The following is a 25004-nucleotide window of genomic DNA, read 5'->3' as shown; positions in this document are numbered from 1 at the left end:
TGCCGGCGTGTGAGTCCGCGACCGACGGCCATGGCGAATTCGCATTCGCCATGGCCGTCTATTGTTAATGCCATTCGCGGGCTTTTGAGGAGTGCAGGCCCTCGGAAATTATTGTTCATGCCCGATGGACGTTAAGTCGCATGCGCCCTATTCGCGGTCATTCGAGGATTCCCGGCCTCGGCGATCGCGGCCGGACCTGCTGGGCGTCACGAGCGTGCCGACCTCCTGTCGCCAAACGGCGGCCGCGGCCGGTCACCGGCGCGCCTCGGCGTGCCGCGGGGGCGCGGTGCTCGTGCGGACCAGCAGGCGAGGGGGAAGGACCGTCTCGCGCGCGGCGGTCGAGACGCCCTCCAGGCGGCGGATGGCGGCCTCCACCGCGAGCCGCGCCTGGTGACGCGCCTCGTGGCGCACCGTCGTCAGGCCGACGTGCGGCATCCCGGCGATCGGGACGTCGTCGTAGCCGGTGACGGAGACGCGGTCGGGCACGTCGACGCCCGCGCGGGCCAGACGCTCCAGCACGCCCAGGGCGCAGTGGTCGTTGTACGCGGCGATCGCCGTGGGCAGATCGCCCTGCGCGAGCAGCACCTCGGCCGCGGCGACCCCGTCCGATTCGGTGGCGCCGCCGAAGACCGTCCGGATCTCGTTCTCCAGCCCGTGCTCGCGCATCGCGGCCTCGTAGCCGCCCCGCCGGTCGGCCGCGATCGCGCCGCTGCCCCCGTCGACGTACGAGATGCGCCGGTGCCCGAGCCCGATCAGGTGCTCGACCACCGCCCGCATGCCCGCGCCGTCGTCGGTCCGCACCACCGCCACGCCCGGGTGCCGCATCCGCCGCCCGACGACGACCACGGGCGCCTGCCCGGTCAGCGCGGCCAGCTCGTCCGACGGCGACTCCGGGCCGAGCAGCAGCAGCGCCTCGCAGCGGAACTCCAGCAGGGTCTCGATCGCACGCCGCTCGTCGCGGCTGCGCGTCACCGCGCTCAGCACGATCTCGTACCCGCTCGCGTCGGCCGCCGCCTGCACCTCCTCGGCCATCTCCGCCTGGAAGGCGTCGCGCAGGGCCATCACGACGCCCAGGTGCCGGTTGTGCCGCCGGGCGAGCAGGCTCGCCGTGCGGTTGGGCCGGTAGCCGATGCGCTCGGCCACCGCCAGCACATGCGTACGGCTTCGCGCGCTCGGGCCGGGGGCGTTGCGCAGGACCAGCGAGACCAGGGCCTTCGACACCCCGGCCGCCTGCGCGACATCCCGCATCGTCGGGGGTCGCGTCGTCGGCGACGGCCAGTCGCCGACGGCCGGACGCGCGCCGCCGTACTCGGCCATGGGAACCTCCAGGGGACGTCGACAAGGTCATGAGTGGTGTCATGGGGACCGAAAGGTCACGCGGCGCCAGTATCACCACGAGACCGGTCGAAAAGGCCAATGCGGAGGCCGTTCGCACCCGTCCGTTTCCGTCACGAAAAGGGACCTCCGCTTCGGTCGGTGGACGCCGTCGTCACGGAAGCGCGGCCGGGTCCGGCGCGATTTCCCCGGGGCGCGCGGCGCGGGACAGGACGGGCTCGCAGCGGCGGACCCGCCCGCCGACCTGCGTGAACGCCGCGAAGGAACCGCCGCGGGGAGGGACGGCGCGGGTCCGGAGTCGGCGTCGCGCGGACGAACCGGGTCACCGTACGGGCGCGACCGCAAATCGCCCGTTTCTTGATGAAACGTACATCGCCGGAGATGGGTAAGGGCCTTCCCAGGGGGGTTTCGGTGGCATGTTAGGAAGTAAATATGTCAGGACCAAGCATTGACGGCTCGGACAGGTCCCCGCATACTCCTCGTAACGTGCGAGCCAGGCGGTTCCGGCTTCGACCAGCACTTATGTCCGTCCTGCCGAGACCCGGGGGGGTCCGCGGAGTGAGCGCGCCGTACGAGGTGCTGACCATGGGACGGGTCGGCGTGGACATCTACCCGCTGCAGATCGGCGTCGGCTTGGAGGATGTGGAGACCTTCGGCAAATTCCTCGGCGGGTCGCCCGCCAACGTGGCGGTGGCCGCAGCCCGGCACGGACGGCGCGCGGCGGTGATCACCCGCACCGGCGAGGACTCGCTCGGCCGCTTCGTGCGCCGTGCGCTGCGCGAGTTCGGCGTGCACGACCGCTTCGTCGCCCCGGTGCCGGGCCTGGCGACCCCGGTCACGCTTTGCGAGATCTTCCCGCCCGACCACTTCCCGCTCTACTTCTACGGCCGCACCCCCACCGCCCCGGATCTGACCATCCGGCCCGAGGAGCTCGACACCGAGGCGATCGCCGCCGCCGGAATCTTCTGGGTCACCGTCACCGGCCTGTGCCGGGAGCCCAGCTTCACCGCGCACCTGGCCGCGCTGCGCGCCCGGGGCCGCCGCCGGCACACCGTGCTCGACCTGGACTACCGCCCCATGTTCTGGGGGTCGCGCCGGGAAGCCCGCGACCGGATCGCCCGGGTGCTGCCGTACGTCACCGTCGTGGTCGGCAACCTCGACGAGTGCGAGACCGCGGTGGGCGAGCGCGACCCGGAGCGGGCCGCGGCGGCGCTGCTCGACCTCGGCGTGGAACTGGCCGTGGTGAAGCAGGGGCCCGGAGGCGTGCTGGGCCGTACGGCGGACGAGTCGGTGCGGGTGCCCCCGTTCCCGGTCGAGGTGGTCAACGGCACGGGCGCGGGCGACGCGTTCGGCGGGGCGCTGTGCCACGGCCTGCTCGCGGGGCGTCCGCTGGAACGCGTCCTGCGGTTCGCGAACGTCGCGGGCGCGCTCGTCGCCGCGAGAGTGGAGTGCTCGTCGGCCATGCCCACCGAGCGGGAGGTCCTGGCCGCGTTGGGGGAGGCGTTCGAAGGAGAAGGAACACCATGACCGACATAACCGATATATCCGGCATTTCGCGGCTGCGGCTCGGCAGCTGTCCCGACTCCTGGGGGGTGTGGTACGCCGACGACCCCTTGCAGACCCCCTGGGACCGCTTCCTCGACGAGCTGGCCGACTGCGGCTACACCTGGCTGGAACTCGGCCCGTACGGCTATCTCCCCACCGACGCCACGCGCCTGAAGGACGAGCTGGACCGGCGCGGCCTGCGCGTCGCCGGCGGCACCGTGCACGGCGTCAGCGGGCTGCACCGGCCCGGCGAGTTCCCCGAGATCGCCGCGCAGACCCGCAGGGTCGCCGCGCTGACCCGCGCGGTCGGCGCCGAGCACGTCATCTTCGTCCCCGTGCCGGGCTACCGCGACGACCGGACCGGCGCGTACCTGGAGCCCGCGGAGCTCACCGCCGAGGAGTGGCGCGCCCTCACCCGCGCCGTGGACGAGCTCGGGAAGATCGTCGCCGAGGAGTACGGCCTGCGCCTGCAGTTCCACCCGCACGCCGACTCCCACGTGGAGACCGAGGAGCAGACCGAGCGCCTCCTCGCCGACACCGACCCCCGCCACGTCTCGCTGTGCCTCGACACCGGGCACCTGGCGTACCGGCACGCCGACGTCACCGGCATCATCCGCCGCCACCCCACCCGCGTCGGCTACGTACACCTCAAGCAGATGGATCCGGCGGTCGTGGCGCGGGCCGAGCGCGAGGACCTCGCCTTCGGCCAGGCGGTGGCGCTCGGCGCGAGCTGCGAGCCGCCCGGCGGGCTGCCCGACGTGCCGTCCGTGCTGGAGGCGCTCGCCGGGCTCGACGCCGACCTGTTCGTCGTGGTCGAGCAGGACATGTACCCCGTCGACTTCGACGTGCCCGGCCCGATCGCCCGGCGCACCCGCGCCTACCTCACCTCCTGCGGCCTGCGGACCTGACCCCGGCCGCCCCGTCACCAGCGCGAACAGGAGACCGATGTGGCAGTGAGGGTCGGAGTCATCGGCACCGGGACGATCGGCCGGGACCACATCCGCCGACTCACCCGGACGCTGTCCGGTTCCCGGGTCGTCGCCGTCAACGACATCGACGCCGGCCTGGCCGAGAAGGTCGCGGCCCGCCTCCCCGGCGACGTACGGACGCACGGCACCGCCGACGGCCTCATCGCGGACGACGCCGTCGACGCGGTCGTGGTGTGCTCGTGGGGGCCCGCGCACGCCGAGCAGGTGCTCGCCGCCGTCGCCGCCGGGAAACCGGTGTTCTGCGAGAAGCCGCTCGCCACCACCCGTGCGGACTGCCTGCGGATCGTCGAGGCCGAGGTCGCGGCCGGGCGGCGGCTCGTGCGGGTCGGCTACATGCGCCGGTACGACCCGGCGTACCGGGAGCTGAAGCGAGTCGTGGACGCCGGAGCGATCGGGGCGCCGCTGATGATGCACTGCGTCCACCGCAACGCCGGCGTGCCCGCCTTCTACGAGCCCGACTCAACGATCACCGACACGGCGGTGCACGAAATGGACGTCACCCGGTGGATGTTCGGCGAGGAGATCACGACGGTCACCGTCCTGCGCGGCAGGCGCAACCGCCACAGCGGCGACATCGACGACCCGCTGCTCGTGCTCCTGCAGACCGAAAGCGGCATCCTCGTCGACGTCGAGATCTCGGTGAACATCCGATACGGCTACGACATCCGCTGCGAGGTGGTCGGCGAGGACGGCACAGCCGCGCTCGGCGACACCGCACCCGTCACCGTACGCCTCGACCGAGGCATCACCGGACGCGTCCCCGCCGACTACCGGGAACGATTCGCCGAGGCCTACGACCGCGAGTTCCAGTCCTGGCTCGACGAACTCCGCAGCGATCTTCACGGCAGCGGTCACACCGACCACGACGGCGATCGGGGCCCGAGCGCCTGGGACGGCTACGCCGCCTCCGCCGTCTCCGACGCCACCCTCACCGCCGCCCGCACGGGTTCGCGCATCGCCGTGCAACTCGCGCCGCGGCCTGCTTTGTACGGCTGACGCCCCCGAGAACGCCGTCGGTCTGGCCCGTCGGCCGGTCCGCAGGCGGAGGCGTGGGGGTGCACCCGATGAGCCGTTTGTTGTGGGATACCGTTAGTCGCGCCCGTGATTTCCTCGTCTCCCTGCAGACAACCGGCGTGAAAGTTGTGGGATCCCTATATGCCGGAGAGGTGGAACCCTGGTGTGGGATCGACACCATGAGAGCTGACGAGCCGACGTCACCGCCGTCCGGCGACGAACCCTCCCGGTCCTCCCCGAACGAGGGGCCCTCCCCGGACGAGCGGCCCGCCCGGCCGCCGGGCCGTGGGCTCGTGACGGGGGACCTGGCAAGGGTCGCCGTGTTCGCCGCGCTGATCGCCGTGCTGGGCCTGCCCGGGACCTTTTTCGCCTTCGGCAACAGCGTGCCGATCACCCTGCAGACGTTCGGCGTCATGCTGGCCGGAGCGATCCTGGGGAGCCGGCGGGGCGCGCTCGCCGTGGCGGTCCTGCTCGTGCTGGTGGCGGCCGGGCTGCCGCTGCTGGCCGGGGGACGCGGCGGCCTGGGCGTCTTCGCCGGTCCGTCGGTGGGCTATCTCATCGGGTGGCTGCCCGGGGCCGCCGTGACCGGGTGGATCGTGGAACGCGGCGGGCACTCACCGAGCATCGGCCGGCTGCTGGCGGCCTGCGCGATCGGCGGTATCGGGGTCGTCTACCTCCTCGGCATCCCCATGCAGGCGGTGATCGGCGGACTTACGCTCGTCCACGCGGCGCAGCTCGGCGCCGTCTTCCTGCCGGTCGACGTGGTCAAGGTCGTGCTCGCCGCCGTCGTGGCGCGCGGGACCCAGCGTGCCTACCCCGACGCGGTCCCCGCCGTACGGCAGGAGCGGCTGCGCGCCGCCCGGGAGCGTTGACCCGATCATGCCGGTCGCCGCGCAGGTCCTGCACCACGCCCACGCCCAACCCGATCGCCCCGCCCTGTACGGCCCGCACAGCGCCCTCGACTACGCCGGCCTGGCCCGCCGCGTCCGCGACGGCGCTCGACGCCTCGCCGCGCTCGGCGCGAAACCCGGGACGCTCGTCGCGATCAGCCTGCCCGACCCGGTCGAGCAACTCGTCGCCGTCCTCGCGGCGGACCTCGCCGGCGCCACCCCGCTGCTGTGCGACCACGGCTGGACTCCCGACCGCCGCGAGCAGATCATGCGGGCCGTCCCGGTGGGTCTGCACCTCGCCGAGCCGTTGTCCATGCCGACCGAGGCGTCGATGGCGGCCGTGGGCGGGGGCGGTGTTGCCCGCCGAGAGCAGGTGGCGCCCGCCGTTCCAGCGGACCCGCGCCTTGGCGAGCCATCATCCAGCGCGTGCGGGCAGCCGATGGTGGCCGTCGGGCCGCGTGAGAACGCGGACGTGGCGCACGTGCCGTCGGACGGATTCGCACCCCGCCCGGACGACCGGGCATGGGCCAACTTCAGCTCGGGCAGCACCGGACGGCCGCGCGCCGTGATCCGTACGCGGGCCTCATGGACCGATTCGTTCCCGCACCTGAACAAGCTCGCCGAGATCGGGCCCGGGGATGTCATGCTCGTCCCCGGGCCGCTGGTCTCCTCCCTGTACGGCTTCGCCGCCGTGCACGCCCTGTCCACCGGGGCCGCCGCCCTGGTGCCGGGGCGCTGGTCGCCCGAGGCGCTGCCCCGTCATCTGCGCCTGGCGACGGCCGTGCACCTGGTGCCACACCACCTGCCCGTTGTGCTGGAGGCCCTCGCGGAGGTCCCCGAACCGTCCCGAACGTTGCGCACCGCGATCGTCGGCGGCGCCGGGCTGCCCGCCGACGTGCGGGCCGCGGCCGAACGCCACGGGGTACGGGTGGTGGCCTACTACGGCGCCACCGAGCTGTCCTTCGTCGCGGTGGACGCCGACGGCTCGGGGCTGCGGCCCTTTCCCGACGTGGAGATCGAGGTGCGGACACCGCCGCGGGGAGGGCTGGGGGAGGTATGGGTGCGTTCGCCCTGGGTCTCCGCCGGATACGTGGCGGGTGCGCGAGGGCCGCTCCGGGTGGACGCGCACGGCTGGATGACCGTGGGCGACCTCGCCGAGCCGTACCGGCCGGGGGAGTCCTTGCGGGTGCGCGGCCGGGGTGACGGCGCTATCCAGACCGGCGGCGCGACCGTGGTGCCGGAGGATGTGGAGGCGGTGCTCAAACAAGCCCCCGGCGTGAGCGATGTCGTGGTCATCGGCTCGCCGCATCCGCGCCTGGGCGCGGTCGTCACGGCCGTCATCGAGATCGGGAACGCTACGGACACGGGAGACACCGGCGACACGGGCGACGCGGCCGCGCCGTCGCGGGCGGCCCTGGAGGCGATCGCTCGCGGTGGTCTCGATCCCGCCCAGCGCCCGCGCCGCTGGTACGCCCTGCCCGCGCTGCCACGCACCCCGACCGGGAAACCGGCGCGGGGCCTGATCGCGTCCCGCCTCGCCGACGGTGACCCTGAACTGCGGCGGCTCGTCTGACATGGCTGAACATCCGGCCGTGATGGCGGCATCCACGCCGAAAGGTGCGTCACCGCCTGATTCGGACCGGCCCGTGCTCTGTCGCCGACACAGCCAGGAAAGGACATCCGTGATGCGCGGATCTGACAGGTCAGGGCACGCTCGGGCCTTGGCGGCCCTCCCGCTGCCGATTCCCCCGACGGCTAAAGCCGCCGGTGCCCTCGGGAGGTTGTGATGGACATGATCCCGGTCGTGGTCGCGGCGCGGCGGACGGCGATCGGCACCGCCGGGCACGCCCTGCGCGACGTGCCGGTCGAGGGGCTCGCCGCGCCGGTGATCGCGGCGGTGGCCGAGGACGTCGCGGACCTCGGGCTGCCCGTGGACGACGTCGTGCTCGGCAACTGCATGGGGCCCGGCGGGAACGTGGCGCGGGTGTCCGCGCTCGCCGCCGGGCTCGGGTACGGCGTGCCCGGTCTGACCGTGGATCGGCAGTGCGGCAGCGGCCTGGCGGCGGTGCTCGTCGCCGGGCAGGCCGTACGCGCCGGGGAGATGGGCCTGGTCATCGCCGGTGGGGCGGAGAGCGCGTCCACCGCGCCCGTGCGCGCCCGCCGGGGCCCGGACGGCGAGGCGGCGGAGCCGTACGCGCGTGCGCCCTTCGCCCCGGCGGGGCATCCGGACCCGGACATGGGCCCGGCGGCGGAGGCGCTGGCGGCGGCGCGCGGGGTGAGCCGGGAGCGGCAGGACGAGTACGCCCGCCGCAGCCATGCCAAGGCGGTGGCGGCGCGGGACGCGGGCCGGTTCGCGAAGGAGATCGTGCCGGTGGAGGGGCTGGCCGCCGACCAGCGTCCGCGCGTGCTGCGGGCCGCGTCGCTGGCCCGGCTGCCCGCCGCGTTCGTGCCGGGCGGCACCGTGACCGCAGGGAACTCCTCGCCGGTCAGCGACGGGGCGGCGGCGCTGGCGATCGTGCCGGAGGGGCTGCGGGCGGGGCTGCCGGGGCTGCGGCTGCGGGCGGGGGCGGTCGTGGGTTGTGACCCCGCGCTGCCCGGCTGGGGGCCGGTGCCCGCGGTGCGGCGGGTGCTGGAGCGCGCCGGGGTGGAGCTGGACCGGGTGGCGGCGGTGGAGATCGTGGAGGCGTTCGCGGCGCAGGTGCTTGCGGTGACCGACGCGCTCGGCCTGGATCCGCTCGGCGCCGACGACGGCCGGGTGTGCGCGGACGGCGGCGCGCTCGCCCTCGGCCACCCGTGGGGCGCGACCGGCGCGGTGGTGGTGACGCGGCTGTTCACCCGGCTGGTCAGGTCCGGTGCCCCGCCGGGGACACTGGGGGTGGCGACGGCGGCGGTCGGCGGCGGCCTGGGCGTCGCCGCGCTCTTCGAGGTGGTGTGAATGATCGAGTTCGCCGGGGTCGGTCTCCGGCTGGGACGGCGGGACGTGCTGAGCGGCGTCACGGCGCGGCTCACCGAGCGCCGGATCGGCGTGATCGGCGCCAACGGCTCGGGCAAGAGCACCCTGGCCCGCCTGATCAACGGTCTCGCCCTGCCCACCTCGGGCACCGTCACCGTGCGCGGCCTGGACACCCGCCGCCACGGCGCGCGGGTCCGCCGCGAGGTCGGCTTCGTGTTCACCGACCCGGACGCGCAGATCGTCATGCCGACCGTGGCCGAGGACGTCGCGTTCTCGCTGCGCCGTCGCGGCGTGCCGAAGGAGGAGATCGACCGGCGGGTGCGGGAGGTCCTGGCCAGGTACGGCCTGGAGGAGCACGCCGACCAGCCCGCCCACCACCTGTCAGGCGGCGAGAAGCAACTGCTGGCGTTGTGCTCGGTCCTGGTCCTTGAGCCCGCCCTCCTCGTCATGGACGAGCCGACCACGCTGCTCGACCTGCGCCACTCCCGCATGCTCGCCGCGATCCTGCGCGAGCTGCCCCAGCACGTGGTCGTGGTCACCCACGACCTGCCGCTGCTGGAGGACTTCGACCGCGTCCTCGTCCTCGACCGCGGCAAGATCGTGGCCGACGCGGACCCGGCCACCGCGATCGCCCACTACCGGGCGCTGATGTCATGACGCCTGCCGCGAATGCCCGCCCGGGTGATGCGCCCACCGTCGCCGGACGGCGCCGGAGGTCCGCGCCATGACGGCCCTCACCGGCGCGTACGTTCCCGGCGACTCCCCGCTGCACCGCCTGCCCGCCGGGGCGAAGCTGCTCGGCCTGCTGGTGGCCTGCACGGTCATGCTGCTGCTCGGCTCGCCCGTCGCGCTCGTCGTCGCCGCCGTGGTCGTCGCGCTGTTGTACGCCGTGTCCGGAGTGGGCCCGGCGGCGGCGTGGGCGCAGGTGCGGCCCGTACGCTGGTTCGCCGCCGTCCTGTTCGTCATGCAGCTCGTCGTCGCCGACGCGTCCACCGCGCTGTCCACCACGCTGCGCGTCGTGCTCGCCGTGGCGCTCGCCGGACTGGTCACCCTCACCACTCGCACCACGGAGATGGTGGCCTTTCTTGAAAGATTCCTGGCGCCTGCCCGTTATGTCGGACTCGATCCGTTTCGGCTGTCCCTGCTGCTGTCGCTGACGTTGCGCAGCGTGCCGGTCGTCGCCGCCCTCGCGACCCGGGTACGGGAGGCCCAGCGGGCGCGGGGCGTGGAACGCAGCCTGCGGGCGTTCGCCGTACCGTTGGTCGTGAGCGCCCTCCGCTACGCCGACGCCCTCGGGGAGGCGCTGAGCGCCCGTGGAGTGGACGACTGAGCCGAGCGGTTAGGGTGCAGGTGTGTTCCTCTGGGTTCTGGGTCTGGCGGCCCTGCTGGTGGTGGTCGATCAGGCCACGAAGTTCTGGGCGGTCTCGGCGCTCGCCGACGGGCGGGTCATCGACGTGATCGGGGAGTTGATCCAGTTCCGTCTGATCTACAACCCCGGCGCCGCGTTCTCCATCGGCACCGAGTTCACCTGGATCTTCGCGGTCGCGTCCGCCGCCGTGGTGGTGATCGTGGCGTGGATCGCGCGGCGGGTGCGGACCTGGCCGTGGACGATCGCGCTGGGGCTCGTGCTGGGGGGCGCCACCACGCATCTGCTGGATCGGCTGTTCCGGGAGCCGGGGTTCGCACGGGGCGCGGTGGTGGACTTCATCGACTACTTCGACTGGTTCGTGGGGAACGTCGCCGACATCGCGCTGGTGCTCGGCATCCTGTGGGCGGCGCTGCTGCACCTGCGCGGCATCGGACTGGACGGGCAGCGGGAAGGGCAGCGGACCGAGCGGGGGCCGGACGCGGCGGGGCCGGTCGACACGGCCGAGAGCTGAGTCGGGGGGCTGAGTCGCGGGCTAGGCCGAGGGTTGAGTCAAGGGCTGAGTCAAGGGCTTGGTCAGGGGCTGAGCCAGGAGCTTCGCCGGAAATCCCCTGACGGCGTCCGGTCGGCTGTCACAATGCGAAAGGCGGACGGCCCCAGGGGCGGGGCGATGGGCGGGAACTCGGCTCACCGTTCCGCCGGTCGGAGGGGGTGATCGATGACGGCCGCGCGTCCGAGGCGTCGCGCCAACCCCGGACCGCGTCGCCGGCCCGGCGCCTTATGGGCGGCCGTGGTCGGCGGGGTGCTGGCGGTGCTGGTCGCCCTCTACGCCGTCCCGGCCGTGATCCTGGCGGGGGAGATCCCGCCCGGCACCTTCGTCGCCGACGTCGACATCGGAGGGCTCGCCCCCGCGGAGGCGGAGCGCAAGCTGAGCGACGAGCTGGCGACGGAGGCGTCCCGTATGCTCGTGGTTCAGGTCGGCGGCAAGACGGTACGGCTGGTGCCCCGGGAGGCCGGGCTCTCCCTCGACACGGCGATGACCGTGGCCGCCGCCGAAGGGTCGTCGAGCCCGGCCGGTGTGCTGCGGGCCCTGTTCGGGCGGACCGACGTGCGGCCCCGCGTCAAGGTCGACCACGAGCGGCTGAACGCCGTGGTGGCGGACCTGGCCGAGTCGGTGGACGTCCCCCCACGCGGCGGCACCATCCGATATGCCGGATTGAAGCCCGTCGCGACGCCGCCCCGGCCCGGACGGGCCCTGGACCAGGAGGCGGCCGTCCGGGCGGTCCTGGAGGCCTATCCGCTGAAGCGGCAGCTGACCATCCCGATGCGCACGGTCCCCCCGGCGGTGACGGCCGCCGAGGTGAACCGGGTCGCCGGTTCGACGGCGCGCGACGCCGTCGCCTCGCCGCTCACGCTCGTCAACGGCGGGCGCAAGGCCACCCTCACCGCCGAGACGATCGCCCGCCATCTGCGCTTCACACCCGACGGCAAGGGCGGCCTGCGGCCGGACTTCGACGCGCGCAAGGCGCTCGACGGGGTGGAGGACGGCCTGGTCGACGGGGCGCAGGCGCCCAGGGACGCGTCGTTCAAGGTGGTCAAGGGCAAGCCGGTCGTCGTGCCCTCGCGCGACGGTCAGGGGGTGGACGCCGAGGCGCTGAAGGGCGAGGTGGAAAAGGTCGTCGCCGCGGGCGGGAGCCGTACGATCGCGGTGGCGCTGACGAAGGCGAGCCCGAAGCTCACCACGGCCAAGGCCCGGCGGCTCGGCATCAAGCAGCGGGTGTCGTCGTACACCACGCACTACCCCTGCTGCCCGCCGCGGGTGACCAACATCCACCGCATCGCCGACATCCTCGACAACCACCTGGTGCTGCCGGGGCAGACGTTCTCGCTCAACGGCGTGGTCGGCCGGCGGGACAAGGCGCGCGGCTTCGTCGATGCGCCGATGATCCTCAACGGGCGGTTCGTCAACGACGTCGGCGGCGGCATCTCGCAGTTCGCCACCACGATGTTCAACGCGGTGTTCTTCGGCGGCTTCGAGGACGTGCGGCACACGCCGCACATCTTCTACATCTCCCGCTATCCGGCGGGGCGCGAGTCCACCGTCTCCTACCCGCAGCCGGACTTCCGCTGGCGCAACGACTCGCCGTACGGCGTGCTGATCACGACCTCCTACACCAGCACCTCGGTCACGGTGAACTTCTGGAGCACCAAGCGGTTCGACATCGAGTCGCGCAGCTCGGGCCGCTACGCGGTGCGGGGCATCGAGACCCTCACCGACTCCGGCCCCGACTGCATCCCGATGGAGGGGGCGGAGGGCTTCTCCATCGACGTGTGGCGCGTGTTCAAGAAGGACGGCAAGGAGATCCGCCGCCAGAGGTTCCACACCGTGTACGCCCCGGAGCCCAAGCTCACCTGCGAGAAGACCTGAGCGTCCCGCGCCCGCGCCTTCCCCGGCCTTGCCGGGCAACGGTACGGCCCGCGTCCCCGTCGGCGGGGAGCGCGGGCCGTACCGTCAACGCCGGGCCTTCGCGGCCTTAGAGGGGTCGGGCGAAGTCCTGGGTCCAGAAGAGCTTGCCGTCGGAGGCCTGCGCGACGCCGACGCCGATGTGGGTCAGGCCGCAGTTCTCGATGTTGGCGCGGTGGCCGGGGCTGTTGATCCAGGCGCTGACCACGGACTGCGGGGTCGGCTGGCCGGCCGCGATGTTCTCGGCCGCGGAGCGGAACGAGAACCCGGCCGCCTTGATGCGAGTGCCGAAGTCCGGCTCGCCGGCGAGCTGGTGCTGCATCTGGTTCTTGGCCGCCATGAGCTTGGTGTGCGCGAGCGCGGCGTTGTGCAGCCTGGCGTCGTTGACGAGCGGCGCGCACCCCACCTTCTTGCGGTGCTCGTTGGTGAGCCGGATGACCTCGTTCTCGGTCGCGCTGCCGACCGTGGTGCCGCCGGAGCCGGATCCGGATCCGGACCCGCCGGAGCCGCTGGGCAGGCCCGAGCCGTGGTCGAACCCGAACCGGGAGCCGCAGCGCAGGCGGACCGGGTCGGACTTGGCGAAGTTGCCGTCGCTGTCGGTGACGACCACGTAGTACGAACGCGTCTTGAAGCTGCAGCGGGCGCTTGTGAACAGTAGGCCGTTGTCATCCAGGGCCTTCCTCGCCCGCTTGATGACCTTGTCGGGACCGAAGCGCTCGATCCTGATCTCGGCGCGCAGGAAGGTCGGCTCCTCGCAGCCGGTGCGCTCGACCGCCGTGCGGATCGAGGTCTTCGTGGCCACGAGGCGGGTGACGGAGACCTTGCAGGTCTCGGTGTCCACGGGGGTTCGCGTGTGCGCTGAGGCGGCGGTCGCCGGGGCGATCACCGCCGCCGCGCCGCCGATGCACGCGAGTGCCCGAAAAAGTGCCCGCATATGTCCTCCAGGACGGTTTGGCATCCACTGGACACCGAATTGTGGCCTGGAGACATCGGTCGTGTCCTGAGAATCCAGATATTTCTGTGATTTCTGGTAAATCTCGTGACCCCCTATACGCGACGGAGGCCAGTGCGGTTCAACCGTTTCGGGTAAAAATTGGGAAGATTTTTGCGATCCGGACGATCGAGGGGGAGTGCCTGGTCAGCGTCCTGCTCACGGACGATCGAGGGTCCTGTTGATCGGAATGGCACGTTCCCACGGCGATTTGGCGCGTTCTAAAGGCGGTCCCGCCGGGCGAACCGGGGATGCGATCTTACGTTGTCGCTGAGTGGGCGGGCGAGATCGTACCGTGATCTCCCGGTGATAGGCGTCCGGCCCGGGCTGAACCGGGCCAAAAAGGGGCCGGGCGCGTGCGGGGGATGTGCACGCGCCCGGCCGGAACCCCGGAGTGGCTACGGCTCCAGGGGGTCGTGGGGCCCTTACCGTCAGACGGTGTGGTGGGCGACTATACGGGCGTCCGGCCCCGGGAAGACGAGGGTCTCGTGCTCCTGGCCCTCCCAGCGCACGACGTAGGGCGGCGATCCGTCCGGGTGGTGGAGCTCCACGATGGTCCCGACCCGGCGCGGCTCGTCCAGATGCGTGCTCTCAATGACCAACTGGTCGCCGACTGCTGCCTTCATGATCGCTCCCTCGGTCGGTTCACCCCCAGTCTCACGAGTACGGCGGAGGCCGAACCAGGGACGGAGGCCCTCATAAAAGTGGCCAAAGTCCCTGTCCGCGTCTGCGAGCCGCGAGTAGGGGCGGCGAGTGCGGGTGACGAGCGCGGCGACGAGTGGCGCTGACCCGGCCTCCGGCCCCACGTCCCCCGCCAGGTCGGGGACCTCCACCCGCGCGGGACCGGTCGAGACCCACAGGACCACCCGGCCGCCCCGGTCGACGGCCTGACCCTCCTCGGGCTCGGTCCGGTACACGCGGCCCCGCATCTGCTCGGCGGACGGCCCCTCCGCGATCTCGGGCCGCAGGCCCGCCTGCTCGACGACCCGCACGGCCGCCGCCCGGGTGAGCCCGACCACGTTCGGCACCTCCACGGTCCTCCCGGCGGGGGACGTGAGCAGGTAGGTGACCCCGGCGGTCGCGGCCGCCAGCACCAGGGCGACCAGGATCCAGCCGACCGCCCCGGCCCGGCCACCAGCCAGGCCGGTCATGTCATCCCGTCCCTCACCAGCGCGTACTCCTTCGTGCTCCCTCACGCCCTGCCTCACGCCCTGCCTCACGCCCTGCCTCACGCCCTGCCTCACGCCCTGCGGGCTCGTGCTCCTCTGCCCCGGCTGGACTTAAAAACGGCCCAAAGTGGAATAAATGCAGTGAAAAGGTCAAAACATGGTCTGAACAGGGACGTTAGCCGGGTCTTTGGGTCCGTCCGAAGGGACTAAAGACCCTCACGTCCCAGATCACCGGTTGTGAGGCTTAGGGGGGATCACGGACTACGTCGTGGTCCGTCCCCCATCGTCCCGTACCGCAAGAGGTGGATTCACATGACGACCGTCGGCGAATCGGCCCCGCCCGCGACGACCCGTGGGCAGACGACCGCGCTGGTGCTCGCCACGCTGGGGTTCGCGGTCAACTTCTGGGCCTGGGCGCTGCTCAGCCCGCTGGGCCCCGTGTACAAGGAGTTGCTCGACCTGACCCCGGTCGCGGTGTCGGTGCTCGTCGCCGTGCCCGTGATCGTCGGTTCCCTGGGCCGCATCGTGGTGGGCGCGCTGACCGACCGGTACGGCGGGCGCATCGTGTTCGGAGTGACGAGCCTGCTCGGCGTGCTCCCGGTGCTGTTCCTGTCGATGGTGCAGAACTACCCCGCGCTCCTCGTCGGCGGCTTCGCGCTCGGCATGACGGGCGCCACGTTCGCCATCGGCATCCCGTTCGTCAACGGCTGGTTCCCGCCGGAGCGGCGCGGGCTCGCGCTCGGCATCTTCGGCATGGGCAACATCGGCACCGCGATCTCCGGCTTCGCCACCCCGTGGCTCGCCGACTCCTACGGGCGGCCCGCGCCGTTCCTCGTGGTCGCGGTCGCGCTGGTCCTCGTCGGGCTGGCGTTCCTCGCCGTGGGCCGCGACGCGCCGGGCAGGCAGGCCGCCACCGAGCCGTTCCTGACCCGCTTCCTGGCCGCCGCGCGGCTGCGCGCCACCTGCGAGCTCGCCACGATGTACGCGCTCACCTTCGGCGGGTTCGTCGCCTTCGGCGTCTACCTGCCGCTGTACCTGAAAGAGGTGTACGGCCTCACCACCGCCGACGCCGCCGCCCGCTCCGCCGGATTCGTGGTGCTCGCCACCCTCGCCCGGCCGATCGGCGGCTGGCTGTCCGACCGGTGGGGCGGCGTGCCCGTGCTGAGCGGCTCGATCGCCGTCGTGGTGGCGTGCGCGATCATCGTGTCGTTCGCGCCGGCGATGCTGCTGGCCACGGTCGGCTTCCTCGCCATGGCCGCCGCGCTCGGCCTCGGCAACGGCGCGGTGTTCGCGCTGGTCGCCAAGCAGGTGCCCGGGCACATGGTCGGCAGCGCCACCGGCGTCGTCGGCGCGGCCGGCGGGCTCGGCGGATTCCTGCCGCCGCTGGTCATGGGCATGATCTACCAGGCCACCTCGTCGTACGCGGTCGGGCTGATGCTCCTGGCCACGGTCGCGGCGGCGGCGGCCGTCTACAGCTGGTTCGTTATGGGGGCGCCCCAGCGGGCATAGCCCGCGGTCCAACGGGGCCCCCGCAAGGCACGACTGACGAAAGAGGCACACATGGCGGGCATGGACGGACCGGTGAGCGACGCGCTGCTCCGGCTCGGCAGACACCTGCGACCCGGCACAACCTCCGCCGACCTGCGTACTCTGCACCAGATCGGCGGGCGGGACGGCGACGTCTTCTACCGGGACCGGTGGAGCCACGACAAGGTGGTCCGCTCCACGCACGGGGTGAACTGCACCGGCTCCTGCTCCTGGAAGGTGTACGTCAAGGACGGCATCATCACCTGGGAGGCCCAGCAGACCGACTACCCCAGCGTCGGGCCCGACCGGCCGGCGTACGAGCCCCGCGGCTGCCCGCGCGGCGCCGCGTTCTCCTGGTACACCTACTCGCCCACGCGGGTGCGCTTCCCCTACGCGCGCGGCGTGCTGGTGGAGATGTACCGCGAGGCCCGCGCCCGGCTCGGCGACCCGGTGGCCGCCTGGGCGGAGATCACCTCGGATCCGGACAAACGCCGCCGCTACCAGTCGGCCCGCGGCAAGGGCGGGCTCGTGCGCGTCACCTGGGACGAGGCCACCGAGATCATCGCCGCCGCGCACGTGCACACGATCAAGACGTACGGGCCGGACCGGGTCGCCGGGTTCTCCCCGATCCCCGCCATGTCGATGGTGTCGCACGCCGTCGGCGCGCGGTTCGTCTCGCTGCTCGGCGGGACGATGCTCTCCTTCTACGACTGGTACGCCGACCTGCCGGTGGCCTCCCCGCAGGTGTTCGGCGACCAGACCGACGTGCCCGAGTCGGCCGACTGGTGGGACGCGGCCTACCTGATCCTGTGGGGCTCCAACGTGCCGGTGACCCGCACGCCCGACGCGCACTACATGGCCGAGGCGCGCTACCGGGGGCAGAAGGTCGTGGTGATGTCCCCCGACTACAGCGACGCCGCCAAGTTCGCCGACGAGTGGATCGCGCCGCATCCCGGCACCGACGGGGCGCTGGCGATGGCGATGGGGCACGTGATCCTCAAGGAGTTCTTCGTGGACCGGCAGGCGCCCCGGTTCACCCTGTACGTGAAGCGGTACACGGACCTGCCCTTCCTGGTACGGCTGCACGAGCGCGGCGAGGGCGCGCAGGGGTACGAGCCCGGCAAGTTCCTCACCGCCGCCGACCTGGGCGAGGAGGGCAAGGAGGCGGCGTTCAAGACCGTGCTGATCGACGCGGGGAAGGGCGAGCCCGTCGTGCCGAACGGGTCGCTCGGCTTCCGCTTCTCGGCCGAGGGCGAGGGGCGGTGGAACCTCGACCTCGGCGACGTCGATCCCGCGCTCACCCTGCTCGGGGCGGCCGACGCCGAACCGGTCGAGGTCGCCCTGCCACGCTTCGACGGCGCGGGTGACGGGGTGCTGCGGCGCGGCGTCCCGGCGCGGCGCGTCGGCGGGCACCTGGTCACCACCGTGTTCGACCTCATGCTCGCCCAGTACGGCGTGGCGCGGCCGGGACTGCCCGGCGAGTGGCCCGCCGGATACGACGACCCGGCCGTGCCGTACACGCCGGCCTGGCAGGAGCAGATCACCTCGGTGCCGGCGGCGCGGGCGGCGCGGATCGCCCGCGAGTTCGCCCGCAACGCCGAGGACTCCGGCGGCCGGTCGATGATCATCCTGGGCGCGGGGACGAACCACTGGTTCCACTCCGACACCATGTACCGCTCGTTCCTCGCGCTGCTGACGCTCACCGGCTGCCAGGGCGTGAACGGCGGCGGCTGGGCGCACTACGTCGGGCAGGAGAAGTGCCGGCCGGTCACCGGGTGGGCGCAGCTCGCCTTCGGGCTCGACTGGCAGCGCCCGCCCCGGCAGATGATCGGGACCGCGTTCTGGTACCTGCACACGGACCAGTGGCGTTACGACACCTTCAGCGCGGACGTGGTGTCCTCGCCGCTCGCCCGGGGCGCGTTCGCGGGGAAGGCGACCGCCGATCTGCTGTCCCAGTCGGCGCGGCTGGGCTGGATGCCGTCGTACCCGACCTTCGACCGCAATCCGCTCGAACTGGCCGAGGAGGCGGCGGCGTCCGGGCAGGAGGCCGGGCCGTACATCGCGGGGAAGGTCGCCGCCGGGGAGCTGGGCTTCGCCTGCGAGGACCCCGACGCGCCGGAGAACTGGCCGCGCGTGCTCACCGTGTGGCGGGCGAACCTGCTCGGCTCGTCGGCGAAGGGCAACGAGTACTTCCTGCGGCACCTGCTCGGCACCGACTCCTCGGTGCGCGCCGAGCAGGCCGGGCCCGACCACCGGCCCGAGTCGGTGACCTGGGCCGAGGAGGCGCCGCGCGGCAAGCTCGACCTGCTGCTGTCGCTCGACTTCCGGATGACGTCCACGACGCTGTTCAGCGACATCGTGCTGCCGGCCGCGACCTGGTACGAGAAGCACGATTTGTCCTCGACCGACATGCACCCGTTCGTGCACGCGTTCTCCCCGGCGATCGACCCGCCGTGGCAGACCCGCACCGACTTCGCCGCCTTCAACGCGATCGCCAAGGCGTTCTCCGCGCTGGCCCGCACGCACCTGGGCGTACGCAAGGACCTGGTCGCGGTGCCGCTGCTGCACGACACCCCCGACGAGCTCGCCACGCCGCACGGGGCGGTGCGCGACTGGCGGGAGACCGGCGAGACGCCGGTGCCCGGCCGCGACTTCCCCAAGATCGTCGTGGTGGAGCGGGACTACGGCGCGGTCGCCGAGAAGATGACCGCGCTCGGGCCGCTCGTGGACCGGCTCGGCGCCACCACCAAGGGCGTCACCTTCCAGGTCGGGCCCGAGGTCGAGAAGCTCGGGCGGCTCAACGGCACCGTGCACGACGGCGTCGCGGCCGGGCGGCCGTCGCTCGCCCGCGACACGCACATGTGCGAGGCGATCCTCGCGCTGTCCGGCACGACCAACGGACGGCTGGCCGAGCAGGGGTTCGCCGCGCTGGCCCGGCGTACCGGGACCTCCTTCGACGGGCTCGCCGAGGAACACAAGTCGATCAGCTTCGCCGACACCCAGGCCCGGCCGGTGCCGGTGATCACCTCGCCGGAGTGGTCGGGCAGCGAGACCGGCGGGCGGCGCTACTCGGCCTTCACCATCAACGTCGAGCACCGCAAACCGTGGCACACCCTCACCGGGCGGCAGAGCTTCTACCTCGACCACGACTGGATGCAGGAGTCGGGGGAGGCGCTCCCGGTGTTCCGGCCGCCGCTCAACATGGGCGCGATGTTCAACGAGCCCACGCCGGGCGCGAACGGCGCCGACGGGGTCGTGGTGCGCTACCTGACCCCGCACTCGAAGTGGTCGATTCACTCCGAGTACCAGGACAACCTGCTCATGCTCACCCTGTCGCGCGGCGGCCCGACCATCTGGATGAGCCCCGCCGACGCCGCCAAGGCCGGCATATCCGACAACGACTGGGTGGAGGCGGTGAACCGCAACGGCGTCGTCGTGGCGCGGGCCGTCGTCTCGCACCGGATGCCCGCCGGGACCGTGTACATGTACCACGCCCAGGAGCGGGTCGTGGACGTGCCGCGCAGCGAGACCTCCGGGCGGCGCGGCGGCATCCACAACTCGCTCACCCGGCTGCTGGTCAAGCCCACCCACCTCATCGGCGGGTACGCCCAGCTCTCGTTCGCCTTCAACTATCTCGGGCCGACCGGCAACCAGCGGGACGAGATCACGGTGATCCGCCGCCGCGCCCAGGAGGTCGACTACTGATGCCCGCCGCGACTTCGCCGGAATGGAGTGAGACATGAAGGTCATGGCGCAGCTTGCCATGGTCATGAACCTGGACAAGTGCATCGGCTGCCACACCTGCTCGGTCACCTGCAAGCAGGCGTGGACGAACCGGGCCGGCACCGAGTACGTCTGGTTCAACAACGTCGAGACCCGGCCCGGCCAGGGGTACCCGCGTACGTACCAGGACCAGAAACGGTGGAAGGGCGGCTGGGAGCTGAACCGGCGCGGCCGGCTCCGGCTCAAGGCGGGCGGCCGGCTGCACAAGCTGCTGACGATCTTCGCCAACCCGCTCATGCCGTCCATCAAGGACTACTACGAGCCCTGGACGTACGACTACGACCGGCTGTTCAGCGCCCCGATGCAGGAGGACACGCCGGTCGCCCGGCCGCGCTCGCTCATCAGCGGCGAGCCCACCAAGATCACCTGGAGCGCGAACTGGGACGACGACCTGGCGGGCGGCCCCGAGCTGGCCCCCGCCGACCCGGTGCTGCGCAAGGTGTCCGACCAGGTGAAGCTGGAGTTCGAGCGCGCGTTCATGTTCTACCTGCCGCGCATCTGCGAGCACTGCCTCAACCCGTCGTGCGTGGCCTCCTGCCCGTCCGGCGCCATGTACAAGCGCTCGGAGGACGGCATCGTCCTGGTGGACCAGGACCGCTGCCGGGGCTGGCGCATGTGCGTCACCGGGTGCCCGTACAAGAAGGTGTACTTCAACCACCGCACCGGCAAGGCGGAGAAGTGCACCTTCTGCTTCCCGCGCGTCGAGGTGGGCATCCCGACCGTCTGCTCGGAGACCTGCGTGGGGCGGCTGCGCTACATCGGCCTGGTCCTGTACGACGTGGACCGGGTCGCCGAGGCCGCCGCCACGCCCGACGAGAAGGACCTGTACGAGGCGCACAAGGGCGTGCTGCTCGACCCGTCCGACCCCGAGGTGATCGCGGCGGCGCGGGCCGACGGCATCCCGGAGGACTGGCTGGACGCCGCGCGGCGCTCGCCGATCCACAAGCTCATCTTCGACTACGGGGTGGCGCTGCCGCTGCACCCCGAGTACCGCACGATGCCGATGGTCTGGTACGTGCCGCCGCTGTCGCCGGTCGTGGACGTGCTCGCCGAGACCGGCCACGACGGCGAGGAGGCCGGCAACCTGTTCGGCGCGATCGAGGCGCTGCGCATCCCGGTCGAGTACCTCGCCGAGTTGTTCACCGCCGGGGACGTCGAGCCGGTCAAGGGCGTGCTGCGCCGCCTGGCCGCCATGCGGGCGTACATGCGCCGCCTCAACCTCGGCGACAAGCCGGACGAGACGATCGCCGAGGCGGTCGGCATGACCGGCGAGCAGGTCGAGGAGATGTACCGGCTGCTCGCCATCGCCGCCTACGAGGAGCGGTACGTGATCCCCAAGGCGCACGCCGAGCAGGGCGCGAAGCTGGAGGAGCTCGCCACCGGGTGCAGTCTCGACTACGAGGGCGGCCCCGGCATGGGCGGCCCGTTCGGCGAGGCGTCCGGCTCGCCCGCCCCCATCGCCGTCGAGAGCTTCCACGCGCTGAAGGACCGGCAGGACTCCGGCGCCCTGGTGGACCCCGCGGACCGGCGGGGCCGCATCAACCTGCTCAACTGGGACGGCAAGGGCGCCCCCGAGGGCCTGTTCCCGCCCAAGAAGAAGGAATCATGAACCGGCGCACGCCCGGCGAGCACGTCGCGGTGACCCACCAGGTCGCCTCGGTGCTGCTCGGCTACCCCGACGAGCGGCTCTACGACGCCCGCCCCGTGCTGGCCGAGGCCGTGACCGGCCTCCCCGACGGCCCGGCGGCGACGCATCTGCGCGAGTTCCTGGCGCACCTCGACGTCACCCCGCTGCCCGGCCTCGCCGCGCACTACGTGGAGATCTTCGACTTCAAGCGCCGCTGCTGCCCGTACCTCACCTACTACACCCACGGGGACACCCGCAAGCGCGGCATGGCCCTGCTCCGCTTCAAACACGCCTTCCGCGCCGCCGGCTTCGAGATCTCCGACGGCGAGCTCCCCGACCACCTCGCCGTCGTCTGCGAGCTCTCCGGCCGCGGCGCCTCCCGCGAGGCCACCCGCCTGCTCCAGGAGCACCGCCCCGGCGTCGAGCTCATGCTGCGCGCCCTGGAGGCCGAGTCCTCGCCGTACGCCCACGTCGTCGCCGCCGTGCTCGCCACCCTGCCCCCGCTCGGCCCCCGCGACCGCGCCGCCCTGCACAAACTCGCCGCCGAAGGCCCGCCGCCCGCCGAGGAGGTCGGCCTGGAACCCTACGGGGCCACCACCCCGCAGGACTTCCCCGGCCCGCTCGACGGCCACCTGTACGCACCGCTGGAAGGACAACTGGAGGACCACCGTTGAACGCGCTCGACCTCATCCTGTGGGTGGTGGCCCCCTACGTGGCACTCACGGCCTTCGTCCTCGGCCACGTCTGGCGCTACCGCTACGACAAGTTCGGCTGGACCACCCGCTCCTCCCAGCTGTACGAGTCCCGCCTGCTGCGCATCGGCAGCCCGCTGTTCCACTTCGGCATCCTCATCGTCATCCTCGGCCACTTCGGCGGCCTCGTCATCCCGAAGTCCTGGACCGAGACCCTGGGCGTCTCCGAGGAGCTCTACCACCTCACCGCCGTCGTCCTCGGCACGCTCGCCGGCTTCTGCACCCTGGTGGGCCTGGCCATCCTCATCTACCGCCGCCGCACCGTCGGTCCGGTCTTCACCGCCACCACCCGCAACGACAAGTTCATGTACGCCGTCCTGGCCCTGACGATCCTCCTCGGCCTCTACGCGACCGTCGCCGCCAACATCGCCGGCGGCGGCTACGACTACCGCACCACCATCTCGCCCTGGTTCCGCTCCATCTTCTACTTCCAGCCCCAGGGCAACCTCATGGCCTCCGCCCCCCTCCTGTTCCAACTCCACGCCCTCAGCGCCATGCTCCTATTCGCCATCTGGCCCTTCACCCGCCTCGTCCACATGCTCACGGCCCCCATCGGCTACCTGACCCGCCCATACATCGTCTACCGCAGCCGCGAGGACCGCCCGGGCGCCCGAGCCCCCCGCCGAGGCTGGGAGCCGTCCCGCTGATCAAGGGTCCAGCACGAACCAGACGGTCCGACCGTTCGCGTCGCCGTCGACGCCCCACCGGGCGGCGATCGCGGCCACGAGAAGCAGGCCACGACCGTTCACGGCATCGACGTCGTCGTGGACCGCGGGGACATGGCCGCCGCCGAGGTCGGTGATCTCCACGCGGATGCGATCGACGGCTTCCACCACGGTGACGCTGAAGGTACGCCCCCGCTGTGTGAATGACGTACCGCGTTGGTGGCGATCTCGCTGGCCAGGAGAATGGCGTCGGCGGTCGTCGGGCGGTCGGCGAGCAGGCTTCTCAGGTACGCGCGGACGGTGCCGATGGCCTCGGGGACGCCGGGAAACACCCGTGATCCCAGAAGCCGGGGTGTCTCCCTGCCGGTGTCGTACGCCATGTGACCGGCCGAAGGGAGCTGTGTCTCGGGCTCGGCAGAGCTCACGGTGGTGGGCCTTCCTCGTATTCGGGTTGGGAATTTGACCTCCTCACCGTGCCGCACGTCGATTACCTTTGGTGATGCCTTGATGACGATCGGTGTGAGCCGTCGTCCCGAGGTGACCACGGGAGAGCCGGGTGTGGCTTGGGAAGATTTGGAGAGTCGGCCGTGTCCCTCGAATACGAACCGCAGCCATGCGCGAGCCCGCTGGAGTACTTCGGTTATGAGCTGCGGCGTCTGCGCGAGGAAGCCGGCAAGACCCAAGACGAACTGGCCTCGATCATCAACTACTCGTCGGCGCACGTCAGCGCGGTGGAGAACGCCAAACGCAGCCCTCGCAAGGACTTCGCCATGGGCTGCGACGCCGCCCTGGAGACGGGTGATCACTTCGTCCGCCTCTGGCGCGACCTCAGGCGGGCCCTATACCGCCCCGTAGTCCGTTCCTACTTCGAACTGGAGGCGACGGCTATCCGTGTGCGGACCTTCGAGCCGATCCTCATTCCCGGCCTCCTGCAGACGGAAGCCTACGCACGCGCGGTCATCCGGGGAAACATGGTCGCTGAGGACGATGACCGCATCGAGTCACGCGTGGCCGAACGTAGAGAACGTCAGAACATCCTTAACGGGGAGGGCGGGCCGATGCTACTGGCGGTCATGGAGGAAAGCGTGCTCCATCGGCCCATCGGCGGTCCTCACACGATGCGGGAGCAGCTACAACATCTGCTCGTGGTGGCCGAACGCCCAAAGATCACGCTTCAGCTTATCCCGGTAACGGTAGGTGCCCATCCCGGACTGCAGGGCCCCATCACACTCCTGTCCTTTCCAGGATCCCCCGAAGTCGCGTATTTTGATAACGCTGGAGGGGGAGAAATCGTTGGCCGCCCCGAGGACGTGGCCGGCGCCTGCTGCCGCTTCGATGCGCCCCGCGCCGAGGCTCTGCCGCAAGGGGCGTCCATCGAGCTGATCAGGAGGGCGATGGACCGATGGATCTGACAAACGTCACCTGGCGTAAGTCCACTTACAGCGGAGGGGACAACGCGTGCGTCGAGGTCGCGCAGGTGGCCATGCGCAAGACGGATACGGAACGCATCTTCGTGCTGCGCGACAGCAAGAACCCTGACGGTCCTCGACTTCATCTCACCCATGCGGCGTGGAACGCGTTCCGTGTCGGCATAAAATCAGGAGACTTCGACCACCTGACGTCCGAGTAGGCTCCCGCCTCGGTATGTAGAGCATGCTCGGGAACAATTGAATAGGCGACAGGGGCGGCCAAAGACCCCTTCGCCGACCCCGATGCCCCCTCGGCGATAAAGACTGCACGAACGTCGGGGAGGTCTGACCCGGGCGTCGTGACCGCCGGGCGGCCCGGAAGATGAGAATCCCCGCGCCCCCGGCGGGTTTCACACGCGGTCCTGGTCCGGAAGGATGCCTGCCTTAGTTTTGTGGTTTGGGATCGCAGAGTACAGTGTCATTGTACTCGCAGTTCAGATTGACGTCCGCTGCATAGAGTGCCTT

Annotated in this window: 21 protein-coding genes; 17 read left to right on the top strand and 4 right to left on the bottom strand. The window is 71.7% G+C overall.

Going from position 1 to position 25004, the window contains the following annotated elements:
* Nucleotides 1–252 precede the first annotated feature (252 nt).
* Nucleotides 253–1317 carry a LacI family DNA-binding transcriptional regulator gene (locus tag AB0K60_RS08430; protein ID WP_364050026.1) on the bottom strand — a complete coding sequence of 355 codons (1065 nt, stop codon included), beginning with the start codon at nt 1315–1317 and terminating at the stop codon, nt 253–255.
* Nucleotides 1318–1893: 576 nt separating this feature from the next.
* On the opposite strand from AB0K60_RS08430, the gene iolC reads away from it, so the two are divergent.
* The 10 genes from iolC (at nt 1894) to AB0K60_RS08380 (ending at nt 12520) form a co-directional block, all read left to right on the top strand.
* Nucleotides 1894–2862 (top strand): 5-dehydro-2-deoxygluconokinase, encoded by a 969-nt coding sequence (gene iolC / locus AB0K60_RS08425; protein ID WP_364050024.1) that lies wholly within the window; start codon nt 1894–1896, stop codon nt 2860–2862.
* On the top strand, nt 2859–3788 hold the full coding sequence (locus AB0K60_RS08420; RefSeq protein ID WP_364050022.1) for a TIM barrel protein: 930 nt from the start codon (nt 2859–2861) through the stop codon (nt 3786–3788). Before iolC ends, AB0K60_RS08420 begins: the two co-directional genes overlap by 4 nt.
* Before the next feature lie 39 nt (nt 3789–3827).
* Complete coding sequence (locus AB0K60_RS08415; protein WP_364050020.1) at nt 3828–4865, top strand: Gfo/Idh/MocA family oxidoreductase; 1038 nt, start codon at nt 3828–3830, stop codon at nt 4863–4865.
* Nucleotides 4866–5062: 197 nt separating this feature from the next.
* Complete coding sequence (locus AB0K60_RS08410) at nt 5063–5755, top strand: biotin transporter BioY (protein ID WP_364050018.1); 693 nt, start codon at nt 5063–5065, stop codon at nt 5753–5755.
* Complete coding sequence (locus AB0K60_RS08405; RefSeq protein WP_364050016.1) at nt 5691–7346, top strand: class I adenylate-forming enzyme family protein; 1656 nt, start codon at nt 5691–5693, stop codon at nt 7344–7346. Before AB0K60_RS08410 ends, AB0K60_RS08405 begins: the two co-directional genes overlap by 65 nt.
* Nucleotides 7347–7559: 213 nt before the next feature.
* Nucleotides 7560–8708: a thiolase family protein gene (locus AB0K60_RS08400; RefSeq protein ID WP_364050014.1), complete on the top strand. Its 1149-nt coding sequence runs from the start codon at nt 7560–7562 to the stop codon at nt 8706–8708.
* Nucleotides 8709–9383, top strand: a complete 675-nt coding sequence (locus tag AB0K60_RS08395) for an ABC transporter ATP-binding protein (protein WP_364050012.1) — start codon at nt 8709–8711, stop codon at nt 9381–9383. It begins immediately after the preceding gene.
* A 67-nt stretch (nt 9384–9450) separates the two neighbouring features.
* The gene (locus tag AB0K60_RS08390; protein ID WP_364050010.1) at nt 9451–10056 is read left to right on the top strand and encodes an energy-coupling factor transporter transmembrane protein EcfT; all 606 of its coding nucleotides are present in this window, start codon (nt 9451–9453) and stop codon (nt 10054–10056) included.
* Between the two features lie 22 nt (nt 10057–10078).
* Entirely contained in the window at nt 10079–10606 is a 528-nt protein-coding gene (locus AB0K60_RS08385; protein ID WP_364050008.1) for a signal peptidase II, read from the top strand.
* 204 nt (nt 10607–10810) lie between these two features.
* Complete coding sequence (locus AB0K60_RS08380) at nt 10811–12520, top strand: VanW family protein (protein ID WP_364050006.1); 1710 nt, start codon at nt 10811–10813, stop codon at nt 12518–12520.
* 106 nt (nt 12521–12626) lie between these two features.
* On the opposite strand, the gene AB0K60_RS08375 is transcribed toward AB0K60_RS08380, so the two are convergent.
* Together AB0K60_RS08375 and AB0K60_RS08370 are read right to left on the bottom strand one after the other, a co-directional pair.
* Nucleotides 12627–13490, bottom strand: coding sequence for a CAP domain-containing protein (locus AB0K60_RS08375; RefSeq protein WP_364050004.1), 864 nt, complete (start codon nt 13488–13490; stop codon nt 12627–12629).
* A 488-nt stretch (nt 13491–13978) separates the two neighbouring features.
* A complete protein-coding gene (locus AB0K60_RS08370) occupies nt 13979–14698 on the bottom strand; it encodes a DUF1918 domain-containing protein (protein ID WP_364050002.1) in 720 nt (239 codons plus the stop codon).
* Between the two features lie 330 nt (nt 14699–15028).
* Here AB0K60_RS08370 and AB0K60_RS08365 point away from each other — a divergent pair, with 330 nt between their 5' ends.
* Genes AB0K60_RS08365 through narI form a run of 5 tightly spaced genes read left to right on the top strand, consistent with a single transcriptional unit; the run spans nt 15029 to nt 23052 of the window.
* Nucleotides 15029–16225 carry an MFS transporter gene (locus tag AB0K60_RS08365; RefSeq protein WP_364050000.1) on the top strand — a complete coding sequence of 399 codons (1197 nt, stop codon included), beginning with the start codon at nt 15029–15031 and terminating at the stop codon, nt 16223–16225.
* Between the two features lie 51 nt (nt 16226–16276).
* On the top strand, nt 16277–19948 hold the full coding sequence (locus AB0K60_RS08360) for a nitrate reductase subunit alpha (protein WP_364049998.1): 3672 nt from the start codon (nt 16277–16279) through the stop codon (nt 19946–19948).
* 34 nt (nt 19949–19982) lie between these two features.
* Nucleotides 19983–21635 (top strand): nitrate reductase subunit beta, encoded by a 1653-nt coding sequence (narH, locus tag AB0K60_RS08355; RefSeq protein WP_364049996.1) that lies wholly within the window; start codon nt 19983–19985, stop codon nt 21633–21635.
* Nucleotides 21632–22327: a nitrate reductase molybdenum cofactor assembly chaperone gene (gene narJ / locus AB0K60_RS08350; RefSeq protein WP_364049994.1), complete on the top strand. Its 696-nt coding sequence runs from the start codon at nt 21632–21634 to the stop codon at nt 22325–22327. The genes narH and narJ overlap by 4 nt, the downstream gene beginning before the upstream one ends.
* Nucleotides 22324–23052 carry a respiratory nitrate reductase subunit gamma gene (gene narI, locus AB0K60_RS08345; protein WP_364049992.1) on the top strand — a complete coding sequence of 243 codons (729 nt, stop codon included), beginning with the start codon at nt 22324–22326 and terminating at the stop codon, nt 23050–23052. The genes narJ and narI overlap by 4 nt, the downstream gene beginning before the upstream one ends.
* Here narI and AB0K60_RS08340 read toward each other — a convergent pair whose 3' ends face one another.
* Entirely contained in the window at nt 23053–23238 is a 186-nt protein-coding gene (locus AB0K60_RS08340; protein ID WP_364049990.1) for an ATP-binding protein, read from the bottom strand. It lies immediately after the preceding gene.
* Between the two features lie 419 nt (nt 23239–23657).
* On the opposite strand from AB0K60_RS08340, the gene AB0K60_RS08335 reads away from it, so the two are divergent.
* The gene (locus AB0K60_RS08335; protein WP_364049988.1) at nt 23658–24482 is read left to right on the top strand and encodes a helix-turn-helix transcriptional regulator; all 825 of its coding nucleotides are present in this window, start codon (nt 23658–23660) and stop codon (nt 24480–24482) included.
* Nucleotides 24473–24700: a DUF397 domain-containing protein gene (locus tag AB0K60_RS08330; protein ID WP_364049986.1), complete on the top strand. Its 228-nt coding sequence runs from the start codon at nt 24473–24475 to the stop codon at nt 24698–24700. Before AB0K60_RS08335 ends, AB0K60_RS08330 begins: the two co-directional genes overlap by 10 nt.
* The last annotated feature ends 304 nt before the right edge of the window (nt 24701–25004 follow it).

The organism is Thermopolyspora sp. NPDC052614, assembly GCF_040678635.1.
Lineage (GTDB): Bacteria > Actinomycetota > Actinomycetes > Streptosporangiales > Streptosporangiaceae > Thermopolyspora.
This window is presented reverse-complemented; position numbering and strand designations above follow the sequence as displayed.